We start from the raw sequence: 14,290 nt of genomic DNA, 5'->3' as shown, positions 1-14,290 counted from the left end.
GGATGGTTGGTCGGCGACCGTCGGGCGCCTCGGGGGAGGCCGGTGAGGCCCGCGGCCGCGCGGATCGTCGCGCGGCCGCGGTGGCCCGGCGCTCAGGACACCGGGCCGTTCTGGGCGGCCCGATCGGCTCAGGCCGGCGGGCAGAGGGTGGCGCGGAGGGCGTCGATGATCTTCTCGGCCTTCTCGGGACCGAAGCCCTGCGGGTGAGCGGCGTCGGTGAAGCGCTGGTTGGTCAGCTCGACGAGCTTGGACCGGTCCTTCGGGAACTGGTACATCGCCTGGCACTGATTGCGTGCCCGGTCGACGGCCTGGTCGGGCTTGCCGCCGACGATCGCCGGGTCGATCGCGTTCAGCGCCTCGACCAGCTTGGCGGTCACGTCGGTGCCCGGCTTGGTGGGCAGCCCGGCATCGGCGGGCGGCGCGGGCTTGGGCTGCGCCGGGGTACCTGCGGCATCGGGGGTGCCGGGCGAGGCGGAGCCCGCGGCCGGCCCGTCGGAGGCGCCCGCGGCGGGGGTGCCCGGGGTGGACGCGGCGGGGGTGGATGCGGCGGGGGTGGACGCGCCCGGGGCCGGGGCGGCGGTGCTGCCGGCGGTGGGTGCGTCGGCGGCCGTGGTGGCGGCGGAAGCGGTGGTGGATGCGGTGGGGGAGCCGCCGGTGCCGGCCGCGGAAGTACCGGAGCCGGAGCTGGAGCAGGCAGCGAGGCTCACCGCGGCGAACGCCGTGAGGGTGGCGGCGAGGAGACGAGTGCGCATTCCGCCACACTGTCATGTTCGCGCCGCCCAAGGGAAGATCCCGGGGAGGGGCTCATGTCGCAGCCGGGGCGCGCTCGCGCCGCCGCCCCCGGTCGGCTCGTGCCGTCCCCGGTGGGTCGTGCGCCCCCGGTGGGCTCGTACTGCCCCCGACGGGCGAGCGTCGCCGCTCGACGGGGCGGCGGTCCGAGGAGCGTTCCCCGGACCGCCGCCATGCCGCCGGTCAGACCAGGCCGTTGGCCTTCAGCCAGTCCTTCGCCACCGCCGACGGGTCCTCCTTGTCGACGGCGACCTTCTTCATCAGCCCGAGCAGGCCCGCCGTGTCGAGCTTGGCCGACACCGCGTTGAGCGCGGCCGTCGCCTTGGCGTCGACCCCCGCCTTGTTCACCAGCGGGGTGATGTTCTGCGCGCCGAAGAGGTTCTTCGGGTCGGCCAGCGGCACCAGCTTCAGCTGGGAGATCTTCGGGTCGGTGGAGAAGACGTTGCCGACCTGGACCGCACCGTCCTTGACCGCGTTGGCGGTGGTGTCGCCGGTCGGCTTCCACTCCTTGAACGTCAGCCCGTAGACGTCCTTGAAGGGCTGCTCCTGCCGGGACTTGAACTCAGGCGGGCCGCCGATGGTGAGCTCGCCGGCCTTCCCCGCCAGGTCGGCGATGGTCTTCAGGCCGTACTTGTCGGCCGTCTCCTGGCTGACGCTCAGGGTGTCCTTGTCCTCGGCGGGCGAGGAGTCCAGGATCGCCAGCGAGGCGGGCAGGGTCTTCGCCAGCGTCGCGTTGACCTCGTCCTTGGTGGGGGCCGTGGCCTTGCCGCCGAGGTAGGCGAGCAGCGCGCCGTTGTACTCGGGCAGCACGGTCAGGCTGCCGCTCTGCAGCTGCCCGTAGAGCACCTCGCGGCTGCCGATGTTGAACTTCTCCTCGACCTTGACGCCCTTGGCCTTGAGCGCCTGAGCGTAGATCGAGCCGAGCAGCACGTTCTCGGGGAAGTTGGCCGAGCCGACCACCACGGTCGAACCCGAGGAGTCGGAGCCGGCCGTGCCTCCCGAGCCGGCGGCCGGCGCGGACGAGGAGCCGGCGCCGAGCGGGTCGGAACCTGAGGAGGAGCAGGCGGTGGCGCCGAGGGCGAGCGCGGCCAGGGTGCCGAGGACGACGGCCCGGCGGCCGAGTACCGGTCGGAGGGAGGCAGGAGTCGACATGGTGACAGATGTCCTTTCCAGGGCGTGAACGAACGAAGTGAGCAGCGTGAGCGGACGTCGGTGCCGTGATCGTGGCTTCGTGATCGGGCTGTCGGGGGCGGCGTCAGCGGGCCCGGCGCTGGGCGCGCAGCCCGGGCGGGAGCGCGAACCGGGCGAGCACGGTGAAGAAGAGCTGGGCGCCGACCGCGAGCAGCACCACCAGCAGCGCCCCGCCGGCGGTCAGGGCGAAGTCGCGGGTGGCCAGCCCGTCGATCACGTACCGGCCCAGCCCGCCGAGCCCGACGTACGCGGCGACCGTGGCCGTCGCGATGACCTGCACGGTCGCGGTGCGGAACCCGGCCAGCAGGGTCGGCAGTGCCGACGGCAGGCAGACCTGCCGGAGCACCTGCGGGTGGGTCAGCCCGACCCCGCGCGCGGCGTCCCGGACGTCGGGGTCGGTCCCGCGCACCCCCTCGACGGCCGCCACCAGCAGCGGCGGCACGGCCAGCGCGACCAGCGGGACCAGGACGGCGGTGTCGCCGACCCCGGCGAGCAGCACCGTGAAGGTCACCAGGCCGAGCGTGGGCAGCGCGCGGGTCGCGCCGGCCAGGGCGGTGACGACGGCGGTGCCGCGCCCGGTGTAGCCGATCAGCAGACCGAGCGGGACGGCCAGCACCGCTGCGTAGAGCAGCGCCTCGCCGGAGAACACCAGGTGCTCGGCGATCCGCTGGGTGATCGCGTTCGGACCGGTGCGGCGGTCGGGGGAGGAGAAGAAGTCGCCCAGCCAGGAGAGCCAGTTCACCGGGCCGCCCCCTTCTCGCGGACCGCCCAGGGCGCGAGCAGGCGCCGCGCGCCGAGCAGCAGCAGGTCCACCGCGAGCGCCAGTGCGGCCGTCAGCGCGATGCCCGCCACGATCGGGGTCGTGAAGGTGCGCTGGAAGCCGTCCATGAACAGGTAGCCGAGGCCGCCGCGCCCGATCAGGGCGCCCACGCTCGCCAGCGAGATGCTGGAGACCGCCGCGACCCGCAGCCCGGCCACCAGGTACGGCACGGCGGCGGGCAGTTCGACGGCGGTCAGCCGGTGCCAGGGCCCGTAGCCCATGGCGGTCGCCGCCTGCCGGACCGGCTCGGGCACGGCGCGCAGCCCGTCCACCGTGGTCGGCAGCAGCACCGCGAGCGCGTAGAAGGTGAGCGGGATCATCACGGTGGCCTGGGTGGCCAGCCCGGTGTAGGGGATGAGCAGCACGAAGACGGCCACCGCCGGCAGCGCGTAGACGACGTTGAACACGGTGGCGAACGGCTGGTAGAGCCGGGGGAACCGGGCGCAGGCCAGGCCGAGCGGGACGGCGAGCAGCAGGCCGATCAGGACCGGGAGCAGGGCGAGCACGGCGTGGTCGGCGAGCAGGCCGCCGAGGTAGCCGAGGTGGTCGCCGATCCAGTACCAGCGGACGATCGGTTCATCGTCCACGGCCTGCTCCGTCCTTCGCGGCGGCTTCGTCGGTCGCGCCGGAGCCGTCCTCCGTGGCGACACCGTCCTCCGCGGCGGCCACGTCCTTCGCGGCGACGCCGTCCGCGGTGGTGCCCGGCGCGGCGTCGAGCGCGGTGAGGACGGCCTCGCGGCTCACCGTGCCGGTGGCCCGGCCCTCGTCGTCCAGGGCGACCGCGACCGCGGCGGGCGACAGGACGGCGGCGTCCAGCGCGGTGCGCAGGGTGTCGCTCCCGGGGTGGAAGCCGGCGACCGGGTGCAGGGTCGCGGTCGCGGCGTCGCGGTCGACCCAGCCGATCGGCCGGCGCTCGTCGTCCAGGACCAGCTCCCACCCGCCGTGGCGCAGGCCGGCCGACAGCGGACGCACGGCGACGTCGCGGGCCGGGCGCAGGCCGAGGCCGCGCAGGCCGCGGTCGCGGCCGAGGAAGGCGGCCACGCCGTGGTCGGCGGGCGCGGTGAGCAGCGTGTGCGGATCGGCGAGCTGGGCGATCCGGCCGTGCTCGCGCAGCACCACGACCTGGTCGCCGAGCCGGACGGCCTCCTCGATGTCGTGCGTCACGAACAGGACCGTCTTGTGCAGCTCGGACTGCAGCCGCAGCAGCTCCTCCTGGAGCCCGGCGCGGACCACCGGGTCGACGGCGCTGAACGGCTCGTCCATCAGCAGCACCGGTGGGTCGGCGGCCAGCGCGCGTGCGACGCCGACCCGCTGCTGCTGGCCGCCGGAGAGCTGGAACGGGTACCGCTTGCCGGTCTCCGGTGCCAGCCCGACCAGCTCCAGCAGCTCGGCGGCCCGGGCGCGGGCCTTCTTCCGGTCCCAGCCGAGCAGGTAGGGGACGGTGGCGATGTTGTCGATCACCCGTCGGTGCGGGAAGAGCCCGGCCTGCTGGATCACGTACCCGATGCCGCGGCGCAGCTTGGCCGGCTCCAGCTCGGCGACGTCCGTGCCGTCCAGCAGCACCCGGCCCGAGGTCGGCTCGACCATCCGGTTGACCATGCGCAGCAGCGTCGTCTTGCCGCAGCCGGACGGGCCGACCAGCACGGTTATCCGCCCGGTGGGCACGTCGAGGTCAAGGCCCTCGACGGCGATGGTGCCGTCGGGGTGGCGCTTGCCGGCGCCGTCGAATCTGATCACGGGGAGTTTCCTCGTCTCGGCGCCCCGCGTGCCGGCGGCGCCGATGGTGTCGGTTCTGTCAGTCTGTCGAACGGTCAGTCGACCGTGGTCGTGGGTTGGTGGCGTCTTGTCGACAAATGACAGTACGTGGTGCGGTCCTCTTCGTCGGGGTGACTTGTTCGGGCGTTCTTCCGCCCGCGTGGCTGCCCAGCATCGGACCGGCGGAAACTCGGATCAGACTATGACCTGGATCATCTCCTGTCGCTGATTTACCGTCCGGTGGATGCCTTACGGGTGCCTTACGGGTCCCCTGCGCGTGCCCTGGGCGTGCTTCGGGTGGCCCGACGGTGACCACGGGTGACCGCCGGGACCCGGGAGCGGGTCGGGTCCGGCACCGGCGGCCACCCTGCGGAGCGTCAGGTGCCCGGCTGCGTCGGCAGTCCGGCGGCAGCCCAGCCCACGAAGCCGCCGTCCAGGTCCGTCGCCCGGTGCAGCCCCAGCTCGCGCAGCGAGGCGGCGGCCAGGCTGGAGGCGTAGCCCTCCGAGCAGACCACGATCACCTCCACGTCGTGCCCCGTGGCCTCCGGGATCCGGTGACCGCCCGTCGGGTCGAGGCGCCACTCCAGCACGTTGCGCTCGATCACCACCGAGCCCGGGATGCCGCCCTCGGCCGCGCGCTGCGCCGCCGGCCGGATGTCCACCAGCAGGGCGCCGGACCGCTGCGCCCGGTGGGCCTCCGCGGGTCCGGGCCGGTGGACGCCCTCGCGGGCGCGTGCCAGCAGGTCGTCGATCGTGGTCACCACTGTTCAGGTCCTTCCTCGGAGGTGCGGACCAGGCCGCCGGCCCGCAGTTCGTAGTGCGCCATGGAGCTCAGCGGCGGCGAATAGGCGTGCAGGGTGACGGCCGGTCCGGTGGCCGTGTTGCGGACGTCGTGCACGTACTCCGGGCCGAAGGCACGGGCGGTGCCGGCCGGGAGGCGGCGGACCAGCAGGCCACGCTCCGGGCCGCCGAGCGAGAGCTCCTCCAGTTCGCCGAGCGCCACGGTGAACGCGCCGCGCGCGCCGCCGTGGTCGTGGAAGCCGGTGGACTGGCCGGGCAGCCAGCTGATCAGCCAGACCTCGTGGTCCTCGTCGGCCGCCAACCGCCGGTACCAGCGGTCCTTGGTGGAGAGCCGGACGTGGTGGATCCACCGGTCCGGCCGCTCGGCCAGCTCACGGACGATCCTGCTCAGGGCGGCCGGGGTGAGCGGGGCGCGGGCCGCGGCGGATCCCGCGGTCGCGGGGCCGGCCGGTGTACGGCCGGGCGAGGTTGTTCGGGTCGTGGCGGGTACGGCGACGGAGGGCTCGGTGACGAGGTCCGGGGTCATGTGAGAGTCCTCGGGGAAGGCGTGGCGAGCGGATGCGGGACGCGGCCGGGCCGGGTGCGGCGGACACGGCTGCGGGAGCGTCCGGCGCACAGACGTGGTGCGGGGGTGCGCCGGACGGACGCGTCAGGAGTGCGGGTGCGCGGTGCGGGCCCTGGGGGACGTCACAGGGTGGGACCGGCGGGGAAAGGCAGGGTCAGCGGGCACAGATGGAACTCGCCTGGCGTCGCAGATCGACGTGCAGGCGGCAGACCAGAGTGGTGCCGGAGTCCATGTGCGGGATCCTTCCCGACACAACAGCCGGGAGTCAAGCGCGCTCCGGCCCCCGTCACCCCTCCGCGGGACGCCGCGGCGCGGGCGGTGCGGGTGCGGACGGCCCGGCCGCCGGCCGCGGCGGCGCCCCCGGCGGGCGAGTGCGGCAGGGGCCACGGGCGGAGCACTCGCACCTCACTTTTGGGCACGCTCCGGTGACGGAGCGGAGCAGCATCATGGCGCGTCCTACCCCGTTGCGCAGTACCTCGTGTACGGATTCACCCGAATGAGTAAGGAGAGCGCTCCCGGGGTAGATGACCGTTTCATCCCACCTACTCGCCCCAGCGTGTCCGCGCAACAAGATCGCCCCAGCCGCCCTGCGTCCGACGTATTGTCAGGCCACCGAGGCCGGGCCTACGGTCTACGGACCACGTTCTACGCACGTAGATGGTCGTACGGATCCGCCCGACAACCCTCAGACCGCAGGCCCTCCCCACCGGCTGGGCCACGGAGTTGCGGAGGTACCCATGTCGCAGATCGTCCGCGCCGCCCTCGTCCAGACCCGGTGGACCGGGGACCAGGAGTCGATGATCGCCCTCCACGAGCGGCACGCCCGCGAGGCCGCCGCCCAGGGTGCGAAGATCATCGGATTCCAGGAGGTCTTCAACTCCCCCTACTTCTGCCAGGTCCAGGAGCCCGAGCACTACCGCTGGGCCGAGGCCGTCCCCGACGGGCCCACCGTCCGCCGGATGCAGGACCTCGCCCGCGAGCTCGGCATGGTCGTCGTCGTCCCCGTCTACGAGGAGGACCAGCCCGGCATCTACTACAACACCGCCGCCGTGATCGACGCCGACGGCCGCTACCTCGGCAAGTACCGCAAGCACCACATCCCCCAGGTCAAGGGCTTCTGGGAGAAGTACTACTTCAAGCCCGGGAACCTCGGCTGGCCCGTCTTCGACACCGCCGTCGGCAAGGTCGGCGTCTACATCTGCTACGACCGGCACTTCCCCGAGGGCTGGCGCGCCCTCGGCCTGGCCGGCGCCCAGATCGTCTACAACCCCTCCGCCACCAGCCGCGGCCTCTCCGCCTACCTCTGGCAGCTCGAACAGCCCGCCGCCGCCGTCGCCAACGAGTACTTCGTCGCCGCCATCAACCGCGTCGGCACCGAGGAGTACGGCGACAACGACTTCTACGGCACCTCCTACTTCGTCGACCCGCGCGGCCAGTTCGTCGGCGACGTCGCCTCCGACAAGGAGGAGGAGCTGGTCGTCCGGGACCTCGACCTCGGCCTCATCGAGGAGGTCCGCCAGCAGTGGGCGTTCTACCGCGACCGCCGGCCCGAGGCCTACGGACCCCTGACCGAGGCGTGAGGGGAACCGCGATGACCACCACCCGCACCATCGTCCGCGGCGGCCTCGTGATCACCGCCACCGACGAACTCCACGCCGACGTCCTGATCGAGGGCGAGCGCATCGCCGCCCTCGCCGCCACCGGCAGCGACGCCGCCGCGGCCTGGACCGCCGACACCGTCATCGACGCCACCGGCCACTACGTGATCCCCGGCGGCGTCGACGCGCACACCCACATGGAACTGCCCTTCGGCGGCACCGCCGCCTCCGACACCTTCGAGACCGGCACCCGCGCCGCGGCCTGGGGCGGCACCACCACGATCGTCGACTTCGCGGTGCAGCCCGTCGGCGGCTCCCTGCGCGAGGGCCTCGACGCCTGGCACGCCAAGGCCGACGGCAACTGCGCCGTCGACTACGCCTTCCACACCATCGTCTCCGACGTCAACGACGGCGTGCTCAAGGAGATGGACGCGCTCGTCGACTCGGGGGAGTCCACCTCCTTCAAGCTCTTCATGGCCTACCCCGGCGTCTTCTACAGCGACGACGGCCGCATCCTGCGCGCGATGCAGCGCGGCGCGGCCAACGGCGGGCTGACCATGATGCACGCCGAGAACGGCATCGCCATCGACGTCCTGGTCGAACAGGCGCTCGCCGCCGGGAAGAGCTCCCCCCGCTACCACGGCGAGGTCCGGCGCGAACTCCTGGAGGCCGAGGCCACCCACCGCGCGATCAGGCTCGCCCAGGTCGCCGGAAGCCCGCTCTACGTCGTCCACGTCTCCGCCGCCTCGGCGCTCGACGAGATCGCCCGGGCCCGCGACACCGGCCTCAACGTCTTCGGCGAGACCTGCCCCCAGTACCTCTTCCTCTCCACCGACAACCTCGCCGAGGAGGGCGCCGACGGCTTCGAGGGCGCCAAGTACGTCTGCAGCACCCCGCTGCGCCCCCGCGAGCACCAGGCCGCGCTCTGGCGCGGCCTGCGCACCAACGACCTCCAGGTGGTCTCCACCGACCACTGCCCGTTCTGCTACGTCGGCCAGAAGGAGCTCGGCCGCGGCGACTTCTCGAAGATCCCCAACGGCCTGCCCGGCGTGGAGAACCGGATGGACCTCCTCCACCAGGCCGTCGTCGACGGGCACCTGACCCGCCGGCGCTGGATCGAGATCGCCTGCACCACCCCGGCCCGGATGTTCGGGCTCCACCCGCGCAAGGGCACCATCGCCCCCGGCGCCGACGCCGACCTGGTCGTCTACGACCCCGCCGCCGTGCAGACCGTCTCCGCCGCCACCCACCACATGAACGTCGACTACTCGGCCTACGAGGGACGGCGGCTCACCGGCCGCGCCCGCACGGTGCTCTCCCGCGGCACCGTCGTCCTCGACCGCGGCAGCTGGCTCGGCCGGGCCGGCCACGGCACCTTCCTGCGCCGCGACACCTGCCAGTACCTGGTCTGAAGCCCGGCCCCGTCGGCCGACGACTCCGTCCGCCGACACCCCCGTCGGCCTGCACCCCGTCGGCCGACGCCCCCCGTCCGCCGCCGCCCCGGGCCGAACGCCAGGCCCGGGGCCGCGGCCAGCCCCCTGGAGCACCCCCATGGACATCGGCCTCGTCCTGCAGACCGACCCGCCCGCCCGCCTGCTCATCGACCGCATGATCCGCGCCGAGCGGGCCGGCTTCAGCCACGGCTGGACGTTCGACTCCTGCGTCCTGTGGCAGGAGCCCTTCGTCATCTACAGCCGCATCCTCGCCGAGACCCAGCGGCTCACCGTCGGCCCGATGGTCACCAACCCCTCCACCCGCACCTGGGAGGTCACCGCCTCCCTCTTCGCCACCCTCAACGACATGTACGGCAACCGGACGGTCTGCGGCATCGGCCGCGGCGACTCCGCCATGCGCGTGGCCGGCCGCCACCCCGCCACCCTCGAACGGCTCTCCCACGCCATGCACGCGATCAAGGAGCTCGCCGAGGGCCGCACCGTCGAGGTCGACGGCACCGAGATGCACCTGCCCTGGGTCGGCGAGGGCCGGCGCCTGCCGATCTGGATGGGCGCCTACGGCCCCAAGGCCCTGGCCCTGACCGGCCGTCAGGCCGACGGCTTCATCCTCCAGCTCGCCGACCCCTACCTCACCGAGTTCATGATCAAGGCCGTCCGGGCGGCCGCCACCGACGCCGGACGCGACCCCGACGCGCTCACCATCTGCGTCGCCGCCCCCGCCTACGTCACCGCCGACGACTCCCCGGCCGCCCTGGCCCACGCCCGCGAACAGTGCCGCTGGTTCGGCGGCATGGTCGGCAACCACGTCGCCGACCTGGTCCGCCACTACGGCGAGCACTCCGACCTCGTCCCCGACGCCCTCACCGCCTACATCAAGGACCGCCAGGGCTACGACTACAGCCACCACGGCCGCGCCGGGAACCCCGACACGGCGTTCGTCCCCGACGAGATCGTCGACCGCTTCTGCCTGATCGGCCCGCCCGCCGCCCAGCTCGAACGCCTCGACCACCTCCGCTCCCTCGGCGTCGACCAGTTCGCCGTCTACGCCATGCACGACGCCATCGAGGACACCATCGACGCCTACGGCACCCACGTCATCCCGCAGTTGGCCGCGGACGGGACCCGTCCATGACCGGAACCGCCGCGATAGGGGGCGACGGCACCACGCCCGGCCGGCCGGGCGGTCCCCTCCCGGAACTCCGGCACGCCGACGGCCGGGTCGAGTTGGACCCGGCCGTCGAGGCCCTGCCCGCCAACGGCTTCACCAACGACGACCTGCGCCCCGTCCCGGTCGCCCGCCGCACCTGGACCACCTACAACTTCCTCGCGCTCTGGGTCGGGATGGCCCACAACATCCCCTCCTGGACCCTCGCCTCCGGCCTGGTCGCCCTCGGCATGGACTGGAAGCAGGCCGTCCTCACGATCGCCCTCGCCAACCTCATCGTGCTCGTGCCGATGCTGCTCGCAGGCCATGCCGGCACCAAGTACGGCATCCCGTTCCCGGTCTTCGCCCGCGCCTCCTTCGGCCTGCGCGGCGCCAACCTGCCGGCCCTCGTCCGGGCCGCGGTCGCCTGCGCCTGGTTCGGCATCCAGACCTGGATCGGCGGCGAGGGCATCTTCCTGCTCGCCGGCAAACTCCTCGGCGAATCCTGGCGCACGGCGAGCGAGTTGGGCGGCCACCCGTGGACGCAGTGGCTCTCGTTCCTGCTGTTCTGGCTGATCGAGATGGCCGTCATCGCCCGCGGCATGGAGACCCTGCGCCGGTTCGAGAACTGGGCCGCGCCGTTCGTCATCGTCGGCGCCCTCGCCCTGCTGGCCTGGATCACCGTCAAGGCCGGCGGGTTCGGCCCGCTGCTCGACCAGCCGTCCCGGCTCGGCTGGGACGCGGACTTCTGGAAGGTCTTCTTCCCCGCCCTGATGGGCATGATCGGGTTCTGGTCCACCCTCGCCCTCAACATCCCCGACTTCACCCGCTTCGGCGGCAGCCAGCGCGCCCAGATCCGCGGCCAGGCCCTCGGCCTGCCCACCACGATGACCCTCTTCGCGCTGCTCTCCGTCCTGGTCACCTCCGGCTCGCAGGCCGTCTACGGCGAACCGATCTGGGACCCGATCGCCCTCGCAGCCAAGATGGAGAGCCCGGTCGGCATCCTCTTCGCGCTGCTGACCGTCCTGGTCGCCACCCTGTCGGTCAACATCGCCGCCAACGTCGTCTCACCCGCCTACGACCTCGCCAACCTGCTGCCGCGCCTCGTCGACTTCCGCACCGGGGCGCTGATCACGGGCGTCGTCGGGATCGCGATCTTCCCGTGGAAGCTCATCTCCGACCCGCACGTCTACATCTTCACCTGGCTCGGCGTCGTCGGCGGCCTGCTCGGCACCGTCGCCGGCATCCTCATCGCCGACTACTGGCTGCTGCGCCGCACCAGCCTCCTGCTCGCCGAGCTCTACCGGCCGGGCGGGGCCTACTGGTACACCGCCGGCTGGAACTGGCGCGCCGTCGCTTCGCTGCTCGTCGGCGGCGTCCTCGCCGTCGGCGGCTCCTACGGCGGCCCGTTCCCGGCCGACGGGCTGATCCCGGCGCTCAAGCCGCTCGCCGACTACGGGTGGGCGGTCGGCGTGGCGTCGTCGTCGGCGCTCTACACGGTGCTGACGGCGGCCGGCCGGCGGACGCACCGCTGAGGGGGCGCAGGGGCGGGGTGGCGAGCTCCCGCCGCCCGCGGACCGTCGGTCACCGACGGGTGCTGCGCGCAGGGGAGTCGGCGATCCGGTCGACGGCCACGCCCGGCGCACCGGAACCACGGGGGCGCACGGGAGCGTCCCTGCGGGCAGGACGGTCCCGCCGGGGACCGCCGTAGCGGAGGGCGGGAGGACGCATGAGCTTTGTCGCGTGGGTTGTGCTGGGCCTGGTGGCCGGGGCCCTGGCCAAGCTGCTGCTGCCGGGTAAGGACCCGGGCGGCCTGGTGGTGACCACCCTGATCGGCATCGCCGGGTCCTTCGTCGGCGGCTGGATCTCCTCGCGGTTCCTGCACCGCGAGGTGACGACGCACTTCTTCGACCTGGCCACCTGGGCCTCGGCCGTCGGCGGCGCCCTGGTGCTCCTGATCGCCTACCGCCTCGTCTTCGGCAACTCCCGCCGCTGACCAGGGCCCACCGGGGCCCGGCGGAACCGGGCGGACCCGTCGCGGCTACCTCGTGGTGAGGCCGCCGAGGATGAGGTTCCAGAGGGCCTCGAAGCGGTCCTGGGCGTGCGGGTCGGACCACTCGGCCGCGTGGGCGGGGTCGTGGAAGTGCGCGGTGGCCTCGAAGACGGCGCGGGCGGTCGAGGCGATGTCGGCGGGCCCGAACTCCTCGGCCCGGACGCCGTCCCGGACGATCTGGCCGATCTGCGCGACCATCGTGTCGATGTGCGCCTCGACGGTGCTGCTGGTCTCGGCGACCAGCGTCATGTAGGTCGCGAACAGCTGCGGGTCGTCCAGCGCCTTCTTCCGCTTGGCGGCGAACAGCGTCGCCAGCCAGCGGTGCAGCCGGTCCGCGGCGGGGCCGGGCTCGGTGGCGATGAACTGCAGCTCGTAGTGGGCCTGGTCGAGCCACCGCTGAGTGACGGCCTCGCGCAGCGCCGCCTTGCTCGGGAAGAACCGGTAGACGCTGGTGTGGCTGACGCCGAGGTTGCGGGCGACGTCCACGACGGTGGCCTTGGCCGGGCCGAACCGCCTGAGGACGTCCTCCGTCGCGCTCAGGATCTGCTCGGGGGTGAGTGCGCTGTCCGTGGTCACGGGGAGGTACGTCCTTCGGGTGGGGCGTCCGCCGCCGGGGCGGCGGCGGACGGCGCTGCGGCCGGCGGGTGCGGCGCCGGTCGCCGGTCGGTGCCGGGGCTCGTCGGTGGTCGGAGGTGCGGTCCGACGGCCCGGACCCGGCGACGCCGACCCGCGGTGGTGCCGCGTTCAGTGCTCGCTGTCGAGGTGGGCCATCTGAGCGGCAGCGTACCTCTCCCCGGCGGCGGAACCGGCCGGGACCGCGGCCTCGATCGCGGCGAGATCGGCCGCGCCGAGCGTGACGTCCAGCGCGCCGAGGGCCTCGGCGAGCCGGTTGCGGCGGCGGGCGCCGACCAGCGGGACGACGTCCTCGCCGCGCGAGGCGACCCAGGCGATCGCGACCTGTGCGACGGTGGCGCCCCGCTCCGCGGCGACCGTGCGCAGCGCCTCGACCAGGAGGAGGTTGTGGGCGAGGTTGTCGCCCTGGAAGCGCGGGCTGTGGCCGCGGAAGTCGGTCCCGGCCAGCGCGCGGTCGTTGTTCCAGTGGCCGCTGAGCAGACCGCGCGAGAGCACGCCGTACGCGGTGACGCCGATGCCCAGCTCGCGGGCGGCGGGCAGGATCTTCTCCTCGACGGAGCGGGAGATCAGCGAGTACTCGATCTGCAGGTCGCTGATCGGGTGGACGGCCGCGGCGCGGCGCAGGGTCTCGGCGCCGACCTCGGAGAGGCCGATGTGGCGGACGTAGCCGGCCTCGACCAGCTCGGCGATCGCGCCGACGGTCTCCTCGACCGGGACGTTCGGGTCCAGGCGGGCGGGCCGGTAGATGTCGATGTAGTCGGTGCGCAGGCGGCGCAGGGTGTAGGCGAGTGCGGTCTTCGTGGCCGCCGGGCTCGCGTCGTAGCCGAGCCACTGGCCGTCCGGGCTGCGCTGGGCGCCGAACTTCACGCTGATCCGGACGCTCTCGCGGTCGCGGCCGCGGAGTGCGTCGTGGATCAGCAGCTCGTTGTGGCCCATGCCGTAGAAGTCGCCGGTGTCGAGCAGGGTGACGCCGGCGTCGAGCGCGGCGTGGATGGTGGCGATGCTCTCGGCCTCGTCGGCCGGGCCGTAGAGGTCGGACATGCCCATGCAGCCGAGGCCGAGGACGGAGGTGGTGGGGCCGGTGGCGCCGAGGGGGCGCTGCTGGATGCGCGGGCCGGCGGAGTGGGTGGTGGACATGCGGGGCTCCTGAAGGGAGGGGAGGGGGAGTGGTGTGCGTGTGGCGGGTGGCCGAGTTCAACTGTGCCACGGTCGCGAACAGATTTCAAAGTCTGTTCGCTGAAACTTGTCATGTGAACCTAGTGTCCGATCGACTGCGAAGTGTGATCATCGATGCGCCCGTCGACCGGCCCGCCGCCGGGGAACGTCGCGCCGTGCCGGCCGGCTCTCCGGGCCCCACGTCTCCTCGAAGTGACGCAACTGCCGGACCGCCGACCGGTGTCGAGCCCCGCGCCGCGCCCCCGCAGGCCCGGCCCGCGACCCGCCGACCTGGTACCGGGCGTTGAGCCGCTGTCACCCATCCGGCGTGG

At 73.3% G+C, this 14,290-nt stretch carries 15 protein-coding genes; 5 read left to right on the top strand and 10 right to left on the bottom strand.

The genetic code is table 11. From position 1 onward, the window contains the following. Positions 1 to 128: 128 nt before the first annotated feature. From ACIPSC_RS15350 to ACIPSC_RS15315, 8 genes are all read right to left on the bottom strand, one after another. Complete coding sequence (locus ACIPSC_RS15350; RefSeq protein WP_400826038.1) at positions 129 to 752, bottom strand: hypothetical protein; 624 nt, start codon at positions 750 to 752, stop codon at positions 129 to 131. 220 nt (positions 753 to 972) lie between these two features. Then, on the bottom strand, positions 973 to 1,941 hold the full coding sequence (locus ACIPSC_RS15345; RefSeq protein ID WP_400826037.1) for an ABC transporter substrate-binding protein: 969 nt from the start codon (positions 1,939 to 1,941) through the stop codon (positions 973 to 975). A 103-nt stretch (positions 1,942 to 2,044) separates the two neighbouring features. Beyond that, a complete protein-coding gene (locus ACIPSC_RS15340) occupies positions 2,045 to 2,722 on the bottom strand; it encodes an ABC transporter permease (protein ID WP_313766307.1) in 678 nt (225 codons plus the stop codon). Next, positions 2,719 to 3,387, bottom strand: coding sequence for an ABC transporter permease (locus ACIPSC_RS15335; protein ID WP_400826035.1), 669 nt, complete (start codon positions 3,385 to 3,387; stop codon positions 2,719 to 2,721). The genes ACIPSC_RS15340 and ACIPSC_RS15335 overlap by 4 nt, the downstream gene beginning before the upstream one ends. Further along, positions 3,377 to 4,537 carry an ATP-binding cassette domain-containing protein gene (locus tag ACIPSC_RS15330; RefSeq protein ID WP_400826033.1) on the bottom strand — a complete coding sequence of 387 codons (1,161 nt, stop codon included), beginning with the start codon at positions 4,535 to 4,537 and terminating at the stop codon, positions 3,377 to 3,379. The genes ACIPSC_RS15335 and ACIPSC_RS15330 overlap by 11 nt, the downstream gene beginning before the upstream one ends. A gap of 395 nt (positions 4,538 to 4,932) precedes the next feature. Next, a complete protein-coding gene (locus ACIPSC_RS15325; protein ID WP_400826031.1) occupies positions 4,933 to 5,319 on the bottom strand; it encodes a rhodanese-like domain-containing protein in 387 nt (128 codons plus the stop codon). Next, positions 5,313 to 5,882 (bottom strand): cysteine dioxygenase, encoded by a 570-nt coding sequence (locus ACIPSC_RS15320; protein ID WP_400826030.1) that lies wholly within the window; start codon positions 5,880 to 5,882, stop codon positions 5,313 to 5,315. The genes ACIPSC_RS15325 and ACIPSC_RS15320 overlap by 7 nt, the downstream gene beginning before the upstream one ends. A 193-nt stretch (positions 5,883 to 6,075) precedes the next feature. Then, positions 6,076 to 6,153, bottom strand: coding sequence for a putative leader peptide (locus ACIPSC_RS15315; protein WP_374209156.1), 78 nt, complete (start codon positions 6,151 to 6,153; stop codon positions 6,076 to 6,078). A gap of 505 nt (positions 6,154 to 6,658) precedes the next feature. Between ACIPSC_RS15315 and ACIPSC_RS15310 the strand changes: the two genes are divergently transcribed. The 5 genes from ACIPSC_RS15310 to ACIPSC_RS15290 all read left to right on the top strand — a co-directional run bounded on the left by ACIPSC_RS15310 (position 6,659) and on the right by ACIPSC_RS15290 (position 12,113). Beyond that, the gene (locus ACIPSC_RS15310; RefSeq protein ID WP_400826028.1) at positions 6,659 to 7,501 is read left to right on the top strand and encodes a nitrilase-related carbon-nitrogen hydrolase; all 843 of its coding nucleotides are present in this window, start codon (positions 6,659 to 6,661) and stop codon (positions 7,499 to 7,501) included. 11 nt (positions 7,502 to 7,512) lie between these two features. Beyond that, a complete protein-coding gene (hydA, locus tag ACIPSC_RS15305) occupies positions 7,513 to 8,931 on the top strand; it encodes a dihydropyrimidinase (RefSeq protein WP_400826026.1) in 1,419 nt (472 codons plus the stop codon). Positions 8,932 to 9,070: 139 nt separating this feature from the next. Continuing rightward, complete coding sequence (locus ACIPSC_RS15300; protein ID WP_400826024.1) at positions 9,071 to 10,105, top strand: TIGR03842 family LLM class F420-dependent oxidoreductase; 1,035 nt, start codon at positions 9,071 to 9,073, stop codon at positions 10,103 to 10,105. Continuing rightward, entirely contained in the window at positions 10,102 to 11,652 is a 1,551-nt protein-coding gene (locus ACIPSC_RS15295) for an NCS1 family nucleobase:cation symporter-1 (protein WP_400826023.1), read from the top strand. The genes ACIPSC_RS15300 and ACIPSC_RS15295 overlap by 4 nt, the downstream gene beginning before the upstream one ends. Positions 11,653 to 11,846: 194 nt before the next feature. Further along, the gene (locus ACIPSC_RS15290) at positions 11,847 to 12,113 is read left to right on the top strand and encodes a GlsB/YeaQ/YmgE family stress response membrane protein (protein ID WP_400826021.1); all 267 of its coding nucleotides are present in this window, start codon (positions 11,847 to 11,849) and stop codon (positions 12,111 to 12,113) included. 45 nt (positions 12,114 to 12,158) lie between these two features. On the opposite strand, the gene ACIPSC_RS15285 is transcribed toward ACIPSC_RS15290, so the two are convergent. Both ACIPSC_RS15285 and ACIPSC_RS15280 read right to left on the bottom strand, forming a co-directional pair. After that, on the bottom strand, positions 12,159 to 12,746 hold the full coding sequence (locus ACIPSC_RS15285; RefSeq protein WP_400826019.1) for a TetR family transcriptional regulator: 588 nt from the start codon (positions 12,744 to 12,746) through the stop codon (positions 12,159 to 12,161). 168 nt (positions 12,747 to 12,914) lie between these two features. After that, positions 12,915 to 13,940 carry an aldo/keto reductase gene (locus ACIPSC_RS15280; protein ID WP_400826017.1) on the bottom strand — a complete coding sequence of 342 codons (1,026 nt, stop codon included), beginning with the start codon at positions 13,938 to 13,940 and terminating at the stop codon, positions 12,915 to 12,917. Positions 13,941 to 14,290: the final 350 nt, after the last annotated feature.

The sequence above is a fragment of the Kitasatospora sp. NPDC090091 genome (assembly GCF_044747365.1).
Classification (GTDB): domain Bacteria; phylum Actinomycetota; class Actinomycetes; order Streptomycetales; family Streptomycetaceae; genus Kitasatospora.
This window is presented reverse-complemented; position numbering and strand designations above follow the sequence as displayed.

Excerpts from the sequence above, each read along its gene's own strand:
- ACIPSC_RS15295 (WP_400826023.1), top strand. The coding sequence starts at position 10,102 with ATGACCGGAACCGCCGCGATAGGGGGCGACGGCACCACGCCCGGCCGG.
- ACIPSC_RS15290 (WP_400826021.1), top strand. The coding sequence starts at position 11,847 with ATGAGCTTTGTCGCGTGGGTTGTGCTGGGCCTGGTGGCCGGGGCCCTG.
- ACIPSC_RS15315 (WP_374209156.1), bottom strand. The coding sequence starts at position 6,153 with ATGGACTCCGGCACCACTCTGGTCTGCCGCCTGCACGTCGATCTGCGA.
- ACIPSC_RS15345 (WP_400826037.1), bottom strand. The coding sequence starts at position 1,941 with ATGTCGACTCCTGCCTCCCTCCGACCGGTACTCGGCCGCCGGGCCGTC.
- ACIPSC_RS15280 (WP_400826017.1), bottom strand. The coding sequence starts at position 13,940 with ATGTCCACCACCCACTCCGCCGGCCCGCGCATCCAGCAGCGCCCCCTC.
- ACIPSC_RS15350 (WP_400826038.1), bottom strand. The coding sequence starts at position 752 with ATGCGCACTCGTCTCCTCGCCGCCACCCTCACGGCGTTCGCCGCGGTG.
- ACIPSC_RS15320 (WP_400826030.1), bottom strand. The coding sequence starts at position 5,882 with ATGACCCCGGACCTCGTCACCGAGCCCTCCGTCGCCGTACCCGCCACG.
- hydA (WP_400826026.1), top strand. The coding sequence starts at position 7,513 with ATGACCACCACCCGCACCATCGTCCGCGGCGGCCTCGTGATCACCGCC.
- ACIPSC_RS15300 (WP_400826024.1), top strand. The coding sequence starts at position 9,071 with ATGGACATCGGCCTCGTCCTGCAGACCGACCCGCCCGCCCGCCTGCTC.
- ACIPSC_RS15310 (WP_400826028.1), top strand. The coding sequence starts at position 6,659 with ATGTCGCAGATCGTCCGCGCCGCCCTCGTCCAGACCCGGTGGACCGGG.